General features: G+C 50.3%; 12 protein-coding genes. 5 read left to right on the forward strand and 7 right to left on the reverse strand.

The annotated features are described in order from the left end of the window. Nucleotides 1-120 precede the first annotated feature (120 nt). From F5984_RS06795 to F5984_RS06815, 5 genes are all read right to left on the reverse strand, one after another. Nucleotides 121-594 carry a VRR-NUC domain-containing protein gene (locus F5984_RS06795; protein WP_152123502.1) on the reverse strand — a complete coding sequence of 158 codons (474 nt, stop codon included), beginning with the start codon at nt 592-594 and terminating at the stop codon, nt 121-123. A gap of 2 nt (nt 595-596) precedes the next feature. Continuing rightward, nucleotides 597-881, reverse strand: coding sequence for a hypothetical protein (locus F5984_RS06800; protein ID WP_152123503.1), 285 nt, complete (start codon nt 879-881; stop codon nt 597-599). Between the two features lie 89 nt (nt 882-970). Beyond that, nucleotides 971-1,813, reverse strand: coding sequence for a hypothetical protein (locus F5984_RS06805; protein WP_152123504.1), 843 nt, complete (start codon nt 1,811-1,813; stop codon nt 971-973). Between the two features lie 107 nt (nt 1,814-1,920). Then, a complete protein-coding gene (locus F5984_RS06810; RefSeq protein ID WP_152123505.1) occupies nt 1,921-3,294 on the reverse strand; it encodes a site-specific integrase in 1,374 nt (457 codons plus the stop codon). 429 nt (nt 3,295-3,723) lie between these two features. Beyond that, nucleotides 3,724-6,780, reverse strand: a complete 3,057-nt coding sequence (locus F5984_RS06815) for a glycoside hydrolase family 3 N-terminal domain-containing protein (protein ID WP_185155436.1) — start codon at nt 6,778-6,780, stop codon at nt 3,724-3,726. Between the two features lie 318 nt (nt 6,781-7,098). Between F5984_RS06815 and F5984_RS06820 the strand changes: the two genes are divergently transcribed. Continuing rightward, entirely contained in the window at nt 7,099-7,545 is a 447-nt protein-coding gene (locus F5984_RS06820; RefSeq protein WP_394367387.1) for a rhodanese-like domain-containing protein, read from the forward strand. A gap of 67 nt (nt 7,546-7,612) precedes the next feature. On the opposite strand, the gene F5984_RS06825 is transcribed toward F5984_RS06820, so the two are convergent. Then, nucleotides 7,613-8,032 (reverse strand): nucleoside-diphosphate kinase, encoded by a 420-nt coding sequence (locus F5984_RS06825; protein WP_019989293.1) that lies wholly within the window; start codon nt 8,030-8,032, stop codon nt 7,613-7,615. Nucleotides 8,033-8,270: 238 nt separating this feature from the next. On the opposite strand from F5984_RS06825, the gene F5984_RS06830 reads away from it, so the two are divergent. From F5984_RS06830 to rdgB, 4 genes are all read left to right on the forward strand, one after another. Continuing rightward, nucleotides 8,271-9,287, forward strand: a complete 1,017-nt coding sequence (locus F5984_RS06830) for a DHH family phosphoesterase (protein ID WP_152123507.1) — start codon at nt 8,271-8,273, stop codon at nt 9,285-9,287. 52 nt (nt 9,288-9,339) lie between these two features. Further along, nucleotides 9,340-10,215 carry an FKBP-type peptidyl-prolyl cis-trans isomerase gene (locus F5984_RS06835; protein WP_152123508.1) on the forward strand — a complete coding sequence of 292 codons (876 nt, stop codon included), beginning with the start codon at nt 9,340-9,342 and terminating at the stop codon, nt 10,213-10,215. 178 nt (nt 10,216-10,393) lie between these two features. Beyond that, nucleotides 10,394-11,338 carry an FKBP-type peptidyl-prolyl cis-trans isomerase gene (locus tag F5984_RS06840; RefSeq protein ID WP_152123509.1) on the forward strand — a complete coding sequence of 315 codons (945 nt, stop codon included), beginning with the start codon at nt 10,394-10,396 and terminating at the stop codon, nt 11,336-11,338. Between the two features lie 62 nt (nt 11,339-11,400). After that, nucleotides 11,401-11,979, forward strand: coding sequence for an RdgB/HAM1 family non-canonical purine NTP pyrophosphatase (gene rdgB, locus F5984_RS06845; protein WP_152123510.1), 579 nt, complete (start codon nt 11,401-11,403; stop codon nt 11,977-11,979). Between the two features lie 197 nt (nt 11,980-12,176). On the opposite strand, the gene F5984_RS06850 is transcribed toward rdgB, so the two are convergent. Continuing rightward, nucleotides 12,177-14,279, reverse strand: a complete 2,103-nt coding sequence (locus tag F5984_RS06850) for a SurA N-terminal domain-containing protein (RefSeq protein WP_152123511.1) — start codon at nt 14,277-14,279, stop codon at nt 12,177-12,179. Between the last annotated feature and the right edge of the window lie 59 nt (nt 14,280-14,338).

Genomic DNA, 14,338 nt, shown 5'->3' on the forward strand with positions numbered 1-14,338 from the left:
GGTATGTTTTGGGCCGGTACCGTTGAGGGGTGCCGGTTCTTTTTTTTGTTCAAAGAATTAGTTGGAGAAGCCAATCGACCAGTAGCCAGACGACTACGAACTGGCGCGGTGTCAAGCGGGTCATGGGAGAATTACATTTGACAGAAAGCTTTGTGTCCACCATTGATAGAATCCCCCGAATGATCGAACAATGACGTAGTAACCGCCAGCACGTTCTACATCAGATTGCACGGCTTTCTGCGCCTGGCTTTGGCGGTCTTTGCCAATTTTCACCTCAACAGAGAGGTGCTTGCCATAGAAGACTGCATGAATATCAGCGGTACCTCGCCGTGTTGATCCGTACGTGAAGGTGCCCTTTTGCCCTCCAGCGCCGGGGCGATATTGCCCTTGGGATTGGATGTGAGTTGCCATCCCTCCACTTAGGTTGATAAAGTCAACGATGCACTTGGTTAGTCCGTTGGCTGTACGGTCATCATACTTGGCCTTTGGAATATAGGCAGGCTTGACATTCGGCCACTTCTCGCGCTTTTGAACATCAGCAAGCCGACAAAGATGTTCGATGGCTGAGTTTGAATTAGGCTGCTGTTGGCTCATGGTTACACGGCGGTTTTAATCCATTGCTCGAACTTATCCAAGTCAAATAGTAGCCGCTTACTACGCCCGCGAATGACTATGCCCGAAGGCATCTGCGCCACCTTTGCGTATATGGTTCCATCAGGCCAGCCCGTCACGGCCTGAATGTCCTTTTTGCTGCCAATTCGTGGCAGATGTGTTGATGATTGAGGGGAGGTTAGGCGGTTAATTAGCAACGCCCGTATTTCTTTTTGTCCGGCTTCAATTGCGGACAACCGCGTAAATAGTTCTTCAAAAGTATGTCCCATTGCGTTTGCGTTTGGTTTACGCTTGCAATGATCGGGCAGTCAAAATCTTCTATTTCTTCTAATTCTAAGTTGGAATATAAACAATAATCTTATTTTATAATCCCCTCAAGTTCAATGGAATACGAGGTTCTCCATTCTGTACTTTTTCCTAAAAAACTTGCTGTTTTGGTGTCAAGAATCAAACCGGGGATATAATCTTCTAAGAGTTTGCAGAACTTTATTTTTGATACGCTCTTAATCTTTCCTCGTTTCCTTATTGTGTCCCACCATGCCGCAATTGCGGCCATACCCCCACGGCTCTCTCCTATCCACGTTCTGGTATCACTTAATACAGGCGAGCTTATCAGTTGCAACGCATCAATACACTTATCAAACTCTTCAGGGTCATTGAATATATCTTTGAGAGTCAAATACTCGGCATCGCGTTTGTTGCGGTTACTAATAGTGCTAACCCGCCCTTGTCCCCCCTTTATTGAAGGAGTATGTAATTTCTGTGCCGGATCGACTTGAACCCTATTTTGTTCCGGCTCGGCTTTTGCTTCTTTTATTTTTTGTAGGTAATGGTTAAATAAAGGCCTGTAGAAATCCACCTGCTTCTTGATGGCAGGGTGGGGAAACGAGCGAGGGGGGGATAGCATTGTGAATAAGCTTTCGGACAGTTCTTGTAACTGCTTTGTTTTAAAAAACTCGACTTCGCAGTTTACAGCCTCCTGAAAGAACTTTGGCAAAGCCTCTGCCCAATTATCAATGAACTCAACATATTGCATGGGGTCCTGCTCCATCAAGCGAATGTTCGTCTGTTTAAGCGATTCCCGTTCGTCGGAGTAGTATTCTGCAAACAGGTCAGGGTTTGAGTAAATGCGCCTTGCAACCTCGTCGGCTGACAGGTCAGGCCAAAGGCTGAATAGACTATCTTCGTCTTCTGTTGCCATATTGCAGCTTTTGTTTTTAACCTGCCTACATGTATTCCAGACCTCGGCGGTTGTTATTTATTCAAACTGAGTAATGATTTAGGATTTAGCGATGGCTTACCAGTGTGCTATATGAGCACATCCAAGGCCGCATCAAGGGTCTGCCGGTCGAACTCATCCAAGTAAACAGCAGTTTGTTTGAAGTCTTGATGGCCCAACAATTGCCCTATCTGATTATCAGCCACGTTCGCTCTACGTAGACTGCTAGCAAAGGAATGTCTAGCCACATAAGTGGTGAGCTTGGTAGCTATACCGAGTTCCTCGCCCAGCCGCTTTAAGTCGCTGTTAACCTGCCCTAATATCTTCGTTAGCCGATATTTAATCTGATTGGGCTTTTGGTGTATATCCTTATCCAGTATCGAAAATATGTAACAATTGTGACTGTGGTGGGTTAGCGCCCGAAATGATTCAATAATAGCAAGGGCGGGAGCCGTTAGCTTCATTGAAAACTTCCCCCCTGTTTTCTGCCGGGTGTAATTGATTCGCTGGTTACCATCAGCATCGGTGACAAGGTCGTGCCAGCGAAGTTGGGCTAAATCCACGAAGTTTATACCACCTACATAGAAAGAGAATAGAAATACATCTTTCGCCCGTTGCATCCGTTCTACTCTATAGTAGTTTTTCAAGTTGGCATACGGTCCAGTAGCCGTGCCAGTGGGCTGGTAGGCTTCGATCCTGCGAACCTCATCGCGGGTAATAGCTCGCTTGCGGGTTTTGGTATCAAACTTGCCCACACTGAATTTATGCTTCTCAGCAACGTTGCGGACAAAAGGATAATTCTCAGCCTTGGCTACCCCTTCTGCAATAGCCCGGTTGTATAAGGTTCGTAGTGTTCGAAAGCGGACGGATAAGCTCGTCTCCGTATTTCCCCGCTCCCTAAAAAACATCTCGAAGCCGTTGCAAAACTTTACAGTGATTTCATCAAAGCGGAAGTCGGTTTTATTGTACTCCGTTTTAACAAACTCAGTAAGCTGGTTTTTGAGGTCTCTGTATACTCCGCAATAACCCACTTTACCAATGCGTTGCATTGTCTCGATCTGTTCGCTGAGGTATTCCAGAACAGTATAACGGCGAGACTGTTTGCGTCCCTCTATGGCCTTACTAGCTACGGCTTTAGCATCGTGCAGTTCATCGGCATCAACCAGGCTTTCGGCGGCTTTCTCGTACTTCTCGCGTATGTCCTGCAATGCCTTCTCTACCTTCTTTAACTTATCAGCGAGTAGCCTTTTCTCAACCGTCGTGCCCTTTACCGGCTTTATTCTTTCTTTATCTCCATCCCAATAATCAGGATGTAAGGTCAAGCCGGTAGCCACGTATTTACGCTTGCGCTGCTTAGTGATACAGACAAAGAAGGGGCAGGTTCCATCTTTCTGAACATCGGATTGTCGGTAAACAATGCGAACGGTAGCACGGGCTTCTTTTGCTTCAGTTGTATGGGCCATTTGGGACAGGTATATAAGTTAGGCAAGAGTTTGCCTTTACTAACACGTTTCCTAACACAAATATACCAGAACAATCAGAAGTACCAAGAACTAACAAGAAGATATTACCTTTATAACTTACTGTATTTCAGATACTATAAAAAATATTGAGAACCATCTAAAAATTACCTATTCTTGCATGGGGTGCAAGAGGTCGTGGGTTCGAATCCCGCCTTCCCGACTTAAAGCCAGTCAACTGACTGGCTTTTTTTATTACACCTACTAGACGGTAGCGTGTCCCGCCATGGCAGAACGTTCGTGGGGGGCGATGTCGCTCGACTCCAATAGCTTTATCTTTTCGCACTTTCCTTATAAGAGCCTACAAACAATAAGCCCCGGCAACAATCTGAACTGTGCCGGGGCTAAGATATATTTTCGTCAGTACCATGCTTATTCTATCGCGCTATAAATTACTTCGTGGATCTTCCGACGCAGTTTGGTCGTATTGATGGACGTATTAGCGGCTGTTGGGTGAATCCGGTTCGATAGAAACACAAAGACCAACTCCTCATTTGGATCAACCCACACCACGTTACCGGTGAATCCCGTGTGCCCAAACGAGCGCTCCGAAGCCTGCTCGGCTACATACACACTGCTGGTTTCTGGATTGGGGCGATCCCAACCAAGCGACCGATGGCTGCGTGGGCTTACTGTTTGCGAGAAGTAAGGGACCGTATTGGGTTGAAGCACCCGATAGCCACCGTACTCGCCCCGCTGCAAATTCATCTGCAACAAAGCAGCCACATCACGAGCATTGCCAAAGAGACCCGCATGTCCCGAAACACCACCCTGTACAGCGGCCATCTGGTCATGTACCGTGCCAATCAGCAAGGTATTGCGGTAATATGTATCGTTTTCGGTGGGCGCGCAACGCGGGTTGGCAAACCGTTGCAGGGGCGTAAAACCAATCGAAACGAGGCCCAATGGTTTGTAAATTTCCTGCTCTACAAACTGATCGAGCGGCAGTTTGGTGATACGCTCCACAATTTTTTGCAACATCAGGAAATTCAAATCACTGTACACATACGCCGGGCGTCCATCGTCAATCTTTTTGGACATAGGCGACTGCACCACCCACTTCCATACCGAATCTTTCAGCGCCGTACGGGCCCAGAGATTGGGCGCTACCTGCAACGTGTACGCACTATCGGGGGTAGCACTGTAGAGAGTAGGTTTCAGGCCCCCACCCGGCAGGCGAGTGCGATCCCAGGTCGTAGGATAATACGACACCATACCCGACTGATGCCAGAGCAGATCCTGAATAACAATGTTTTGCTTGTTGGTGCCCCGTAACTCAGGCAGATACACCGACGCCTTTTGGGTAATATCCAGCTGCTTCCGATCATGCAGGAGCATGGTTGCCTGTAGTGTGCTCAGCACCTTTGTCAGCGAGGCCAAGTCATACAGCGTTTCGCCAGTCACTTTCTCAGTACCCGCGTAAGTCAGCTTTCCAAAATACTTCTCGTACACAATCTTGCCTTTGCGGGCCACAATGACCTGGCTTCCGGGTACTACCTTACCCGCCAGCGCAGTTTGCATCAGCTGATCAATCTGTTTCAGCTTGGTGGCATTCATACCCACACTCTCGGGGGTACCGTACGCCAGCCGGCCAGCCGGAACAACCGTTTTGCCGTATCCTATCTTCCAGTTCCCTGTCGATACGGGCATCACACCCTCAGCACCAAGACCACCAAAAATCACCTGAGCCGTAGCCCGCTGCATTTCGTCAAAATCCTGATAACCACAAATGAGGGCATCGGCAGCCGTGAACTGATTTAGGCTGTAGGCCGACCCGAACGCCGTCACGACCACTTTGGTACCACACTGCTTCAGGCGGTTAATCAAGTCGAGCGAGGCCTTGGTCACACCAAACTTACGGTATGCCGATTCGCTCATGCGGTGAAAGCTCATGATCACCACGTTGGCATCGCCTACCGAAGCCACAATTTCATTAACTTCTGCATCCGTCGACACTTTGTCGGGATACGTAATTTTCTTGATTGGCGCGTACTGAGCCAGCGTTTTCTGGAACGTGTTGTTCCACTCGGCACCAATCGCAATGGAGGCAATGCGAGCTGTATCAAGGCGAGCAATCGGCAACAGATCATTATTGTTTTCCACTACCGTCACCGTTGCGTTGCAAAGCTCCTGTTTCAGAGCCTGAGCCTCGGGCGAGTTGAGGTCCTGCTCCAAATTGACCATCGAAATAGGCTTGTAGTTATTCAAACCAGCCCAATACTTGGCCCGCAGAATCTTACGTACTTTTTCATCGATCAATTCCTGCGAAATCTGCCCGGTTTGAACCGCATTCAGAATAGCTGCCGTTGCTTCCTTGATATTTTCAGGATAGAGCAGAATGTCGTTACCCGCAATCAGGGCTTTCAGGTTCACATCAACCGGACGCCCAGCCCGGCTGATACCGCCCATATTCATGGCGTCGGTGAAAACTAACCCCCGGAAACCCAGTTCTTTTTTGAGCAGTTCGGTCACTACCTTATCCGACAACGTAGCCGCAATGGCAGGCCGATTGTCGACAACCGGAACGTGCAAATGCCCCGTCACAACGCCCATCAAACTATCAGCAATGAGCCGGCGGAACGGGTATAGATCAATATTGTGTAGTTGTTCGGCCGAGCGGCTGATAACCGGCAGGGTATGGTGCGAATCGAGATTCGTATCGCCATGACCGGGGAAATGCTTGGCTGTGGCAATGATTCGGTTGCTTTGCAGCCCCCGCATGTAAGCCGAGGCCTTACGGGCTACGTTCTCTTTCGATTCACCAAACGACCGATTGCCGATGACGGGGTTTGCCGGGTTGCTATTGACGTCGGAAACGGGGGCAAAGTTGATATGAATGCCCAATCGGCGGCATTGGCGGCCAATTTCGTCACCCATCTGGTATACTAACCGATCATCGCGAAGAGCACCCAGCGCCATTTGCTTGGGAAAATCCATAGCACTGTCGAGCCGCATACCCAGCCCCCACTCACCGTCGATACCAACAAGCATCGGGATTTTTGAGAGCGACTGATACCGATTGGTCAGCAACGCCTGCCGGTGCGGGCCACCCTGGAAAAAGATCAGTCCACCGATATGGTAGTTCTGAATCAGGTGTTCAATGTACTGATAATGATTAGCGTGCCGGTTTGAGAACGTGGCTACCATAAAAAACTGCCCAACCTTCTGTTCGGGCGTCATGGTTGTAAACACGCTATCGATCCATTTTTCGGCACTGCTGTCTACAGGAGCCAGCACTTCAACCGGCCGACTCGCCGGAAACGTATGATCCTTAACCTTTGGTTTTAAGACAACGGGTTTCTTAACGACCGCCGAACGCCGTAGGGTTGATACGAGTCGTTTGGCTGGCGTTGTCAAAGCCGCAGCGCTCAGTAAACCAACAAGTAGCAGACAAACTACAGATAATCCAATTCGCACGTTCTTCCCCATCGTTCACTATCAGGTAGTAGGTTCAATCCATCAAAAATGCATTTCTCGTCATACGAATCCATAAAATTAGTCAATGTACCCGTCAGACACTACTGATTACCCGATCAGGGTATGTTTTTAACGTAAATTTTACGGGTTACTGATACCTCGTTCTTACTTTTGTACAAATCACCCCCTCCTAAACGTCTATAACATAAGCATAATCAGGCGGTTCCGATAATCAGGCACGTCGGCCCTGCGTTATACCAACAGTGTAATTAACTCCTTATGAAACTGGGTTTCCTTACGTTTTTATCCTGCTGTCTGTTCTCTTCGGCTATGGCTCAACCTGCCAGTCAGGCGTACCGGGCTTTGCTCCACACGCTGTATGGCAATAGCACCGTACCGACTGTTACCGTGACGGAGTTAAAAACCATGAAAGATGTGGTTTTGCTCGATACCCGCGAAAAAAAGGAGTACGATGTGAGTCATCTCCCCAACGCCCGTTGGGTTGGCTACGATGATTTCAGCTTCGAGCGGCTCAAAGGCATCCCCAAAACGGCCAACATCGTGACGTACTGCTCGGTGGGGTACCGGAGCGACAAAATCGGCGACAAACTAAAAGCCGCTGGCTACGAACGGGTTCATAACCTGTACGGTAGCCTGTTCGAATGGGTGAATCAGGGAAACCCGGTTGTTGACAACACGGGCAAGCCTACCAAGCTCGTCCATGCATTCTCGCGGCCGTGGGGGGTGTGGCTGAAGCGGGGCGAGAAGGTCTATTAAACCAGATACCGGCTATCGGACATTAAAGCCCTCAGGCTTTAATGTCCGATAGCCGGTACTGAATTCCTTAGAATTGCTCCGTGCGAGAGAAAAAGAAGTTACCCTCGATCTGCGCATTTTCGTCCGAGTCAGAGCCGTGAATGGCGTTTGCTTCGATCGACTTAGCGTACAGTTTCCGAATAGTACCTTCTTCGGCATTGGCCGGGTTTGTAGCACCAATCAGTTTCCGAAAGTCAGCTACGGCATTTTCTTTCTCCAGAATCATCGGTACAATTGCCCCTGACGACATGTACTCGCACAGCGACGCGTAGAAAGGCCGCTCACTGTGAACTTCATAGAATTGGCCTGCCCGCTCGCTGCTCATCTTCGTCTTTTTCATAGCGACGATGCGGAAACCGGCTTCTTCAATCATTTTGATGATGGCCCCTGTATGCCCAGCCTCAACGGCGTCGGGCTTAATCATGGTGAATGTACGATTCGTAATCATTGGGAAGTGTACCAAATAAAATTTTGCGCAAAGGTAGCGACGAATTTCCATTTCGGGTGCCAGTTACTCGATATTGCCCCTGAAACAGCGTGCTTTACCTACCTTGAAGGCCAGTGTATAAACACCGCCTGAAACCAATGCACAGTACCAGACCCGGGGCGGCCAATATCCGAAACCGGATGTTCAAATAATTTGTACCTTTGTGGCTTGATTTTTCGGCAAATGCTGCCGACCACTCATGCAAGATCTCGATGCCATTGGCGAGTTGCTTCAGCACCCGCAAACAATTCTGATTACGACGCACCAAAACCCCGACGCAGACGCCATGGGCTCTTCGCTCGGATTAGCGGCTTACCTCAAAAAACGAGGGCACCGCGTTACCGTTGTTACCCCTACCGATTACCCTCAAAGTTTGCATTGGTTAGCCGGCAATAGCGATGTGGTTGTTTTCGAGGAGCGCGTACGCACAGCCGTTACGCAATTGGTCGACGAAGCCGACCTGCTCTTTTGTCTCGACTTTTCCAGCCTCGACCGTATCCGCGAGTTGGGCGCCCTGATCCGTCAAGCCCGCGGTCGCAAAATCCTGATCGACCATCATTTAGAGCCTGAATCATTTGCCGATCTCAGCCTTTGGGACCCTACCGCAGCCGCTACGGCTCAGTTGATTTTCCGACTGATTGTGGGGCTGGGACACAAAGACATGATTGATGTGCCGATGGCTGAGTGCCTATATGCCGGTCTGATGACCGATACCGGCTCGTTTCGGCACGGCAGCACTACCGGCGATGTACACCGCATGGCCGCCGACCTACTCGACCTCCATATTGATGTGAGCAGCATCCACCGGCGTATCTACGACAATACATCGCTCGATAAGCTCCGTATGCTTGGCTACGTGCTCAATGAAAAGCTGGTGGTTGTTCCCGAATACAAGTTTGCCTACATCACCTTGAGTGCCGAGGAACTGAAGCGGTTCCGTTCCAAAACCGGCGACACTGAGGGACTGGTTAATTACGCGCTTTCGGTGGAAGGAGTCGTCATGGCGGCCATTCTGATTGACCGGGGCGAAGAAATTCGAATCTCATTCCGGTCGGTCGGTGAGTTTTCGGTACGCGAACTAGCGAGTGCCCATTTCAACGGGGGTGGTCATCGGAATGCCGCCGGCGGCCGGTCACGGTTGTCGCTGGCCGAAACCGAAGATTGGCTGCTGAGCGTGGTACCACGTTACCAACAGCAACTGGCCGAAACCGTTTAGTACCTCTGTTCTTCATAATCAGTATTCATTTTACATTAATTAACTCCAAAACATGCTTTTTAACCGTCTGGCAACAGCAGCGCTCCTCGTAGCCGCGATGGCCGCTTGCGGACGCAACCGCGTCGAGGTCAGCGAGACTGGCCTGAAATACCAGCTTCACGAAGACAACGAAGAAAGCCGCAAGGCGAAGGTGGGCGATATTATGACCATCCAGCTTCAGCTGAAAAACAGCAAAGACTCCGTTCTGCGCGATACGCACAAAGAACCCGCTCCGCTGAAACTGATGCTGCAAGTACCGCCGTTCAAAGGTTCGTTTGAAGAAGGACTGGCTATGCTCTCGAAAGGCGATAGTGCTACGTTCTACGTGAGTGCCGATTCGCTGTTTGGCCGGGCTATGCAGGCTATGCCTCCGGGCGTAACCAAGGGCTCCGATATTACCTTCAATGTGAAAGTACTGGAAGTACAGAGCGAAGAGGAATACCGCAAAGCCGAGACGACCGCAGCGAGCAAGCAAAAAGGCGTTGACGATAAAATTATTGCCGATTATCTCGCCAAAAACGGTTTAGCTGGTAAAGCCCAGAAAACGGAGCAGGGTGTGTACTACGTGATTACACAACCCGGCAGTGGCCCAGTACCTAACCGGGGCGACCTTATCAAGGTTGATTACACGGGTAAACTACTAGATGGCAAAACCTTCGATTCGTCGGTAGGCAAACAGCCTATCGAACTGCCCATCGGTGTAGGCCAGGTAATTCCGGGCTGGGACGATGCCATGCTCAAACTGCATAAAGGCGAAAAAGCAACCCTCATCATTCCGTCGACGATGGCCTATGGTGCGCAAGGTTCGCCCCCGGTTATTCCGGCCAATGCCGTGCTGGTTTTCGACGTGAACCTGATCGACATTCGCAAGAACACACAGCAACCCTAAATACTTCGTTGGTACAAACAGCACGCCCACAAATAGCTCGGCGTGCTGTTTGTTTCTACAGCCAAGCTATCTATTAAGCTTTTTTAACAGGCATTGGTACGGCCCAAATCGACACCAAAATCCGTTAAAACGCGTTATTCAAAGTGTTCCTGCGCGAACATTTATCCCTTGAAGTAGCATGAATCGAGTATCCTGGAAAAACTGGCTTATTGTCGGCTGCCTTGGCGTCGTAGGTCTGAGTAGTTGCACCGAACCCGGCGAGGCTCTGCGTGATCGGAAACGACGCGAAAACGAAGCAGAAATTGCGCAGTACGTAGCCCAAAACAATCTGACCGGGCAGGCTCGCACGACCGACGCTGGTACCACATACATCCTTACAACGACCAACCCAACCGGGCAAACAGCGGGCGTGGGTGACGAAATTCAGTACCATTACGTTGCCCGCCGATTTGATGGCCTTATTGTCGACAGTAGCGATGTGGCCGCCAATATACCGCGTGTAATAACCCGTGGCTATTTCAATCAGGCGCTCATTTCGGCCGGTTTATACGATGGCATTGTAAACAGCGGGCCTATTGTATCAGGTACCAACCGGTTAGGGTTACGCAAGGGTGAGTCGGCCATGCTGCTCGTTCCATTCAACCTGGACAACGGCCGGCCCAACACGCTGCTATTGCCGCAATATCTGCCCATCCGGTATGATGTGCGCATTGTGAATGTACGGACCGAAGAACAGCAGATTCAGGAGTATCTGACCGCCAACAAACTGACGCCTACATTCTCTGAAACAAACGGGTTACGGGTCGTTGTGACCCAGGCCCGCCCCGACTCGGTGCAGATCACTACGGGTAAAACAGTAGGTGTATCGTACCGGGGTTCTCTGTTGAACGGCGTTGTGTTTGACCCTGCTAACAATCCAACTGGCACAAACACGATTTCGGTACAGATTGGAGCCAATCAGGTAGTGCCGGGCTTCGATCAGGGTCTCGCCAAACTGCGCAAGGGCGAGAAAGCGCGTCTGATCTTCCCATCAGCTCTGGGCTACGGAATTACAGGCTCAGGGGCAACTATACGCCCTTACGCGCCACTCGTATTCGATGTGGAGATTACCAGTGTTCAATAGACTCTCTTAAAAATGGTAACGTATAGCCGTTCGCCTTTCCGTCGAACGGCTTTTTTTGTGCTATGAAATCACTTTGCTTCGCTACCAACAACGCCCATAAAATTGAGGAGGTGGCCCACGCGCTGGGCGGGGCTTTCCAGATTCTGACCCTGGCCGAAATAGGCTGTACCGACGAGCTTCCCGAAACGACGGGTACTATACCGGGTAACTCACGGCAGAAAGCCCGCTACGTAGCCGACCATTTCCAAATCGATTGCTTCGCCGACGATTCGGGCCTTGAAGTTGATGCCCTCAACGGTGAGCCTGGCGTCGATACGGCGTATTACTCCGGTACCCGCGATCACGCCAAAAACAATGCCTTTCTCTTACAGAAAATGGAGGGTATCGCAAACCGCCGAGCTCGCTTCCGGGCGGTAATTACCCTTATCAAAGGTGACAAGGAACACCAGTTTGAGGGCATTGTAGAGGGCCAAATTGCAACCGAGCCCCGCGGCACCGGAGGTTTTGGCTACGACCCCATTTTTATCCCTGAGGGGCATGAGCAAACGTTTGGCGAGTTGGGGCTGGACGTAAAAAATACTCTAAGCCACCGGGCCAAAGCCGTTCAGCAGTTGGTTCAGTTTCTGGGGAATCAGGGCTAAATTAACATGAGTTATGGATAATACGCACTTCGAAGGCCCTTGCGTCAGCCATTATGCATAGTTCGCGTTAAATTATTCCAGACATGACATCTCGTTTGTAGAGATGTCATGTCTAAAGTAGTCCCCCTAAAGCAAACAAAAACGCCCCAACGTCATTGCTGACGAGGGGCGCTTTCGCTTCTTGGTAGTGCGTACTCTTAAAAGAACTTAGCCCGACGGTCTTCTACTTTAGAAGCCTCTTTAATGGCCTCATTGATGTAGAAGCTCGTGCGTGAGGCTGAGTTCTGCTGAATCAGGTTTTTGTACTGTGCGTAGTCGGCAACTGTACCGGCTGGAGTCAACTTCGTGGTTTCCATGATCAGTACACCGGCCTCGCCCGCAAACGGCTTAGAGCGCTTACCCGGCTTAAGGCCAAAAGCTTTGCCCAATGCAACCGGATCAACACCGGCACTGCGGAGGAAACCAGTAGCTAAGTTAACGTCGGTGGCGGTTTCAACCAGCGCACCAGCACCGTACTTCTGAGCAATCGACTCCAGTGAACCGCTGGCGCTGCCCAGTTTCGCAATGATCTGCTCAGCTTTCAGTTCGTTCCGAACTTTGGCCGTCAGTTCCTGCTTGTAATCATCAGCCTTTACGTCGTCTTTCTCCGTTTTGCCGGTCAGCACAGCTACCACATACTGGTCACCTACTTCAAACGGCTCCGATACATCACCAACGTCATTCTTATCGTCGAATGCCCAACGCACCAGCTGACGTGCTTCGGTCAGGGCGTTTACGTTGTTGGCACCTTCTGGAATCCGCTCGGCAGTAGCCACCACCAGCGACTTGTCTTCTTTCACCTTAGCCTCAAACTCTTCGCGAGTGTTAGCTTCTGATGCAAACTGATCGGCTTTGCGCAGCGCTTCGTCGCGGGTGATCTGACTGGCTGTAATTGTTTTGCCAATACCAGCAATGCGGTACAGCAGGTTGGTTTTGGGTTCGGTGATTTTGATGATGTGGTACCCGAAGTCGGTTTTCACAACGCGGGGAATCAAACCTTCGCCGTTGAAGTCGAAAATAGCCTTCTCGAACGGCTTCACCATTTGACCGTTGTTTTTGAAGTAACCCAGGTCACCACCGTTCTGAGCCGAACCATCGGCACTATTGGCTTGCGCCAACGCTTCAAAGCTGGCACCACCCTGAATTTGCTTCAACAGGTCGTTTGCTTTCTGCTCAGCCTGCAGTGAATCGGCACCAGTCCGAATCAGAATGTGGCTGGCACGTACTGTGTAGCTCGTATCACGCTTGGTACCACCAAACTTATAAATGAAGTACGTGTTGCCTTCACGGAAGGGGCCGTAGATTCCACCCGGCGAGAACGTGCTCACCGCTTGCTGCAACTGCTCGGGCATTTCACCCAGCGTCATGTAGAGCGGAACCCGGATATCACTGTTGATCTGCGCAAACGACGAGTCACTTTTGGCTGCGCCCAAACCACGAGCGAGGCTCTTGATTTCGTTGTACAGCGTAGCACTGTCTTCTTTCGACGGAGCTACCGAGAACGTCACATACTGCAACGAACGCGTATCGGCGCCGGGATACTCATCTTTGTGTTTGTTCAGGTAATCGCTCAGTTGCGAGTCCGACACCTTCACAGTAGTATCGTTGATGGCGTAGTAAGGCACGAACAGGAACTTCACGTCGGCCTTGCTGTTTTGCGCCTGATATTCTTTCTGAGCCTCGGCCGTTGTGGCAAACGCCGACAAACGCATCAGGTTCTCGTACTTCTCCCGAAGCCGATCCTGGCTCAGGTTTTTCTCGAAGTTAGCCCAGGCAGCCTGCTGTTGGGGCGGCAGGTTACGCAGACCTTTCAGATAGTTGATAATCTGATTTTTGTCGAAAACACCCGTTTGTGGGTTGGTGAACGCCTGACGTACCTGCGGGCTGATGTTGGTACCCTGTACCATGTCAACAAGTTCTTCGGGCGATACTTTCAGCCCCAGCTTGTCGAATTCTTTCTGGTAAGCGATGTCAAAAATCAGCTGATTCCAGGCTTGCTCCCGAATCTGAGCCATATCGGCTTCGCCGGGTGCGCGGCCAGCCTGCTGCTCAAACTGAGCGCGGAGCTCGTCGACCTTTAAATTAAAATCTTGATAGTCAATATCTTCGCCGGCTATCTCGCCAACTTTCTGATTATTTCCGCCGAAGAGCGTGTTCTGTCCGCCCAGCAAATCTCCCCCCACAATGAACAGCAGCAAGCTGATGGCAATCACACCAACGGCAATTCCAGATCGTTCTCTGATTTTGTTAATTAACGACATGTCCGGTTTACACGAAATTTAGACCCGCAAAATAACAATTTTCCCCACTGGGAAACAAG

The organism is Rudanella paleaurantiibacter (assembly GCF_009184635.1).
Lineage (GTDB): Bacteria > Bacteroidota > Bacteroidia > Cytophagales > Spirosomataceae > Rudanella > Rudanella paleaurantiibacter.

Bases quoted from the DNA above. Each gene is read 5' to 3' on its own strand.
- F5984_RS06795 (WP_152123502.1), bottom strand. From the start codon at position 594: ATGAGCCAACAGCAGCCTAATTCAAACTCAGCCATCGAACATCTTTGT.
- F5984_RS06805 (WP_152123504.1), bottom strand. From the start codon at position 1,813: ATGGCAACAGAAGACGAAGATAGTCTATTCAGCCTTTGGCCTGACCTG.
- F5984_RS06820 (WP_394367387.1), top strand. From the start codon at position 7,099: ATGGCTCAACCTGCCAGTCAGGCGTACCGGGCTTTGCTCCACACGCTG.
- F5984_RS06850 (WP_152123511.1), bottom strand. From the start codon at position 14,279: ATGTCGTTAATTAACAAAATCAGAGAACGATCTGGAATTGCCGTTGGT.
- rdgB (WP_152123510.1), top strand. From the start codon at position 11,401: ATGAAATCACTTTGCTTCGCTACCAACAACGCCCATAAAATTGAGGAG.
- F5984_RS06835 (WP_152123508.1), top strand. From the start codon at position 9,340: ATGCTTTTTAACCGTCTGGCAACAGCAGCGCTCCTCGTAGCCGCGATG.
- F5984_RS06840 (WP_152123509.1), top strand. From the start codon at position 10,394: ATGAATCGAGTATCCTGGAAAAACTGGCTTATTGTCGGCTGCCTTGGC.
- F5984_RS06815 (WP_185155436.1), bottom strand. From the start codon at position 6,780: ATGGGGAAGAACGTGCGAATTGGATTATCTGTAGTTTGTCTGCTACTT.
- F5984_RS06810 (WP_152123505.1), bottom strand. From the start codon at position 3,294: ATGGCCCATACAACTGAAGCAAAAGAAGCCCGTGCTACCGTTCGCATT.
- F5984_RS06830 (WP_152123507.1), top strand. From the start codon at position 8,271: ATGCAAGATCTCGATGCCATTGGCGAGTTGCTTCAGCACCCGCAAACA.
- F5984_RS06800 (WP_152123503.1), bottom strand. From the start codon at position 881: ATGGGACATACTTTTGAAGAACTATTTACGCGGTTGTCCGCAATTGAA.
- F5984_RS06825 (WP_019989293.1), bottom strand. From the start codon at position 8,032: ATGATTACGAATCGTACATTCACCATGATTAAGCCCGACGCCGTTGAG.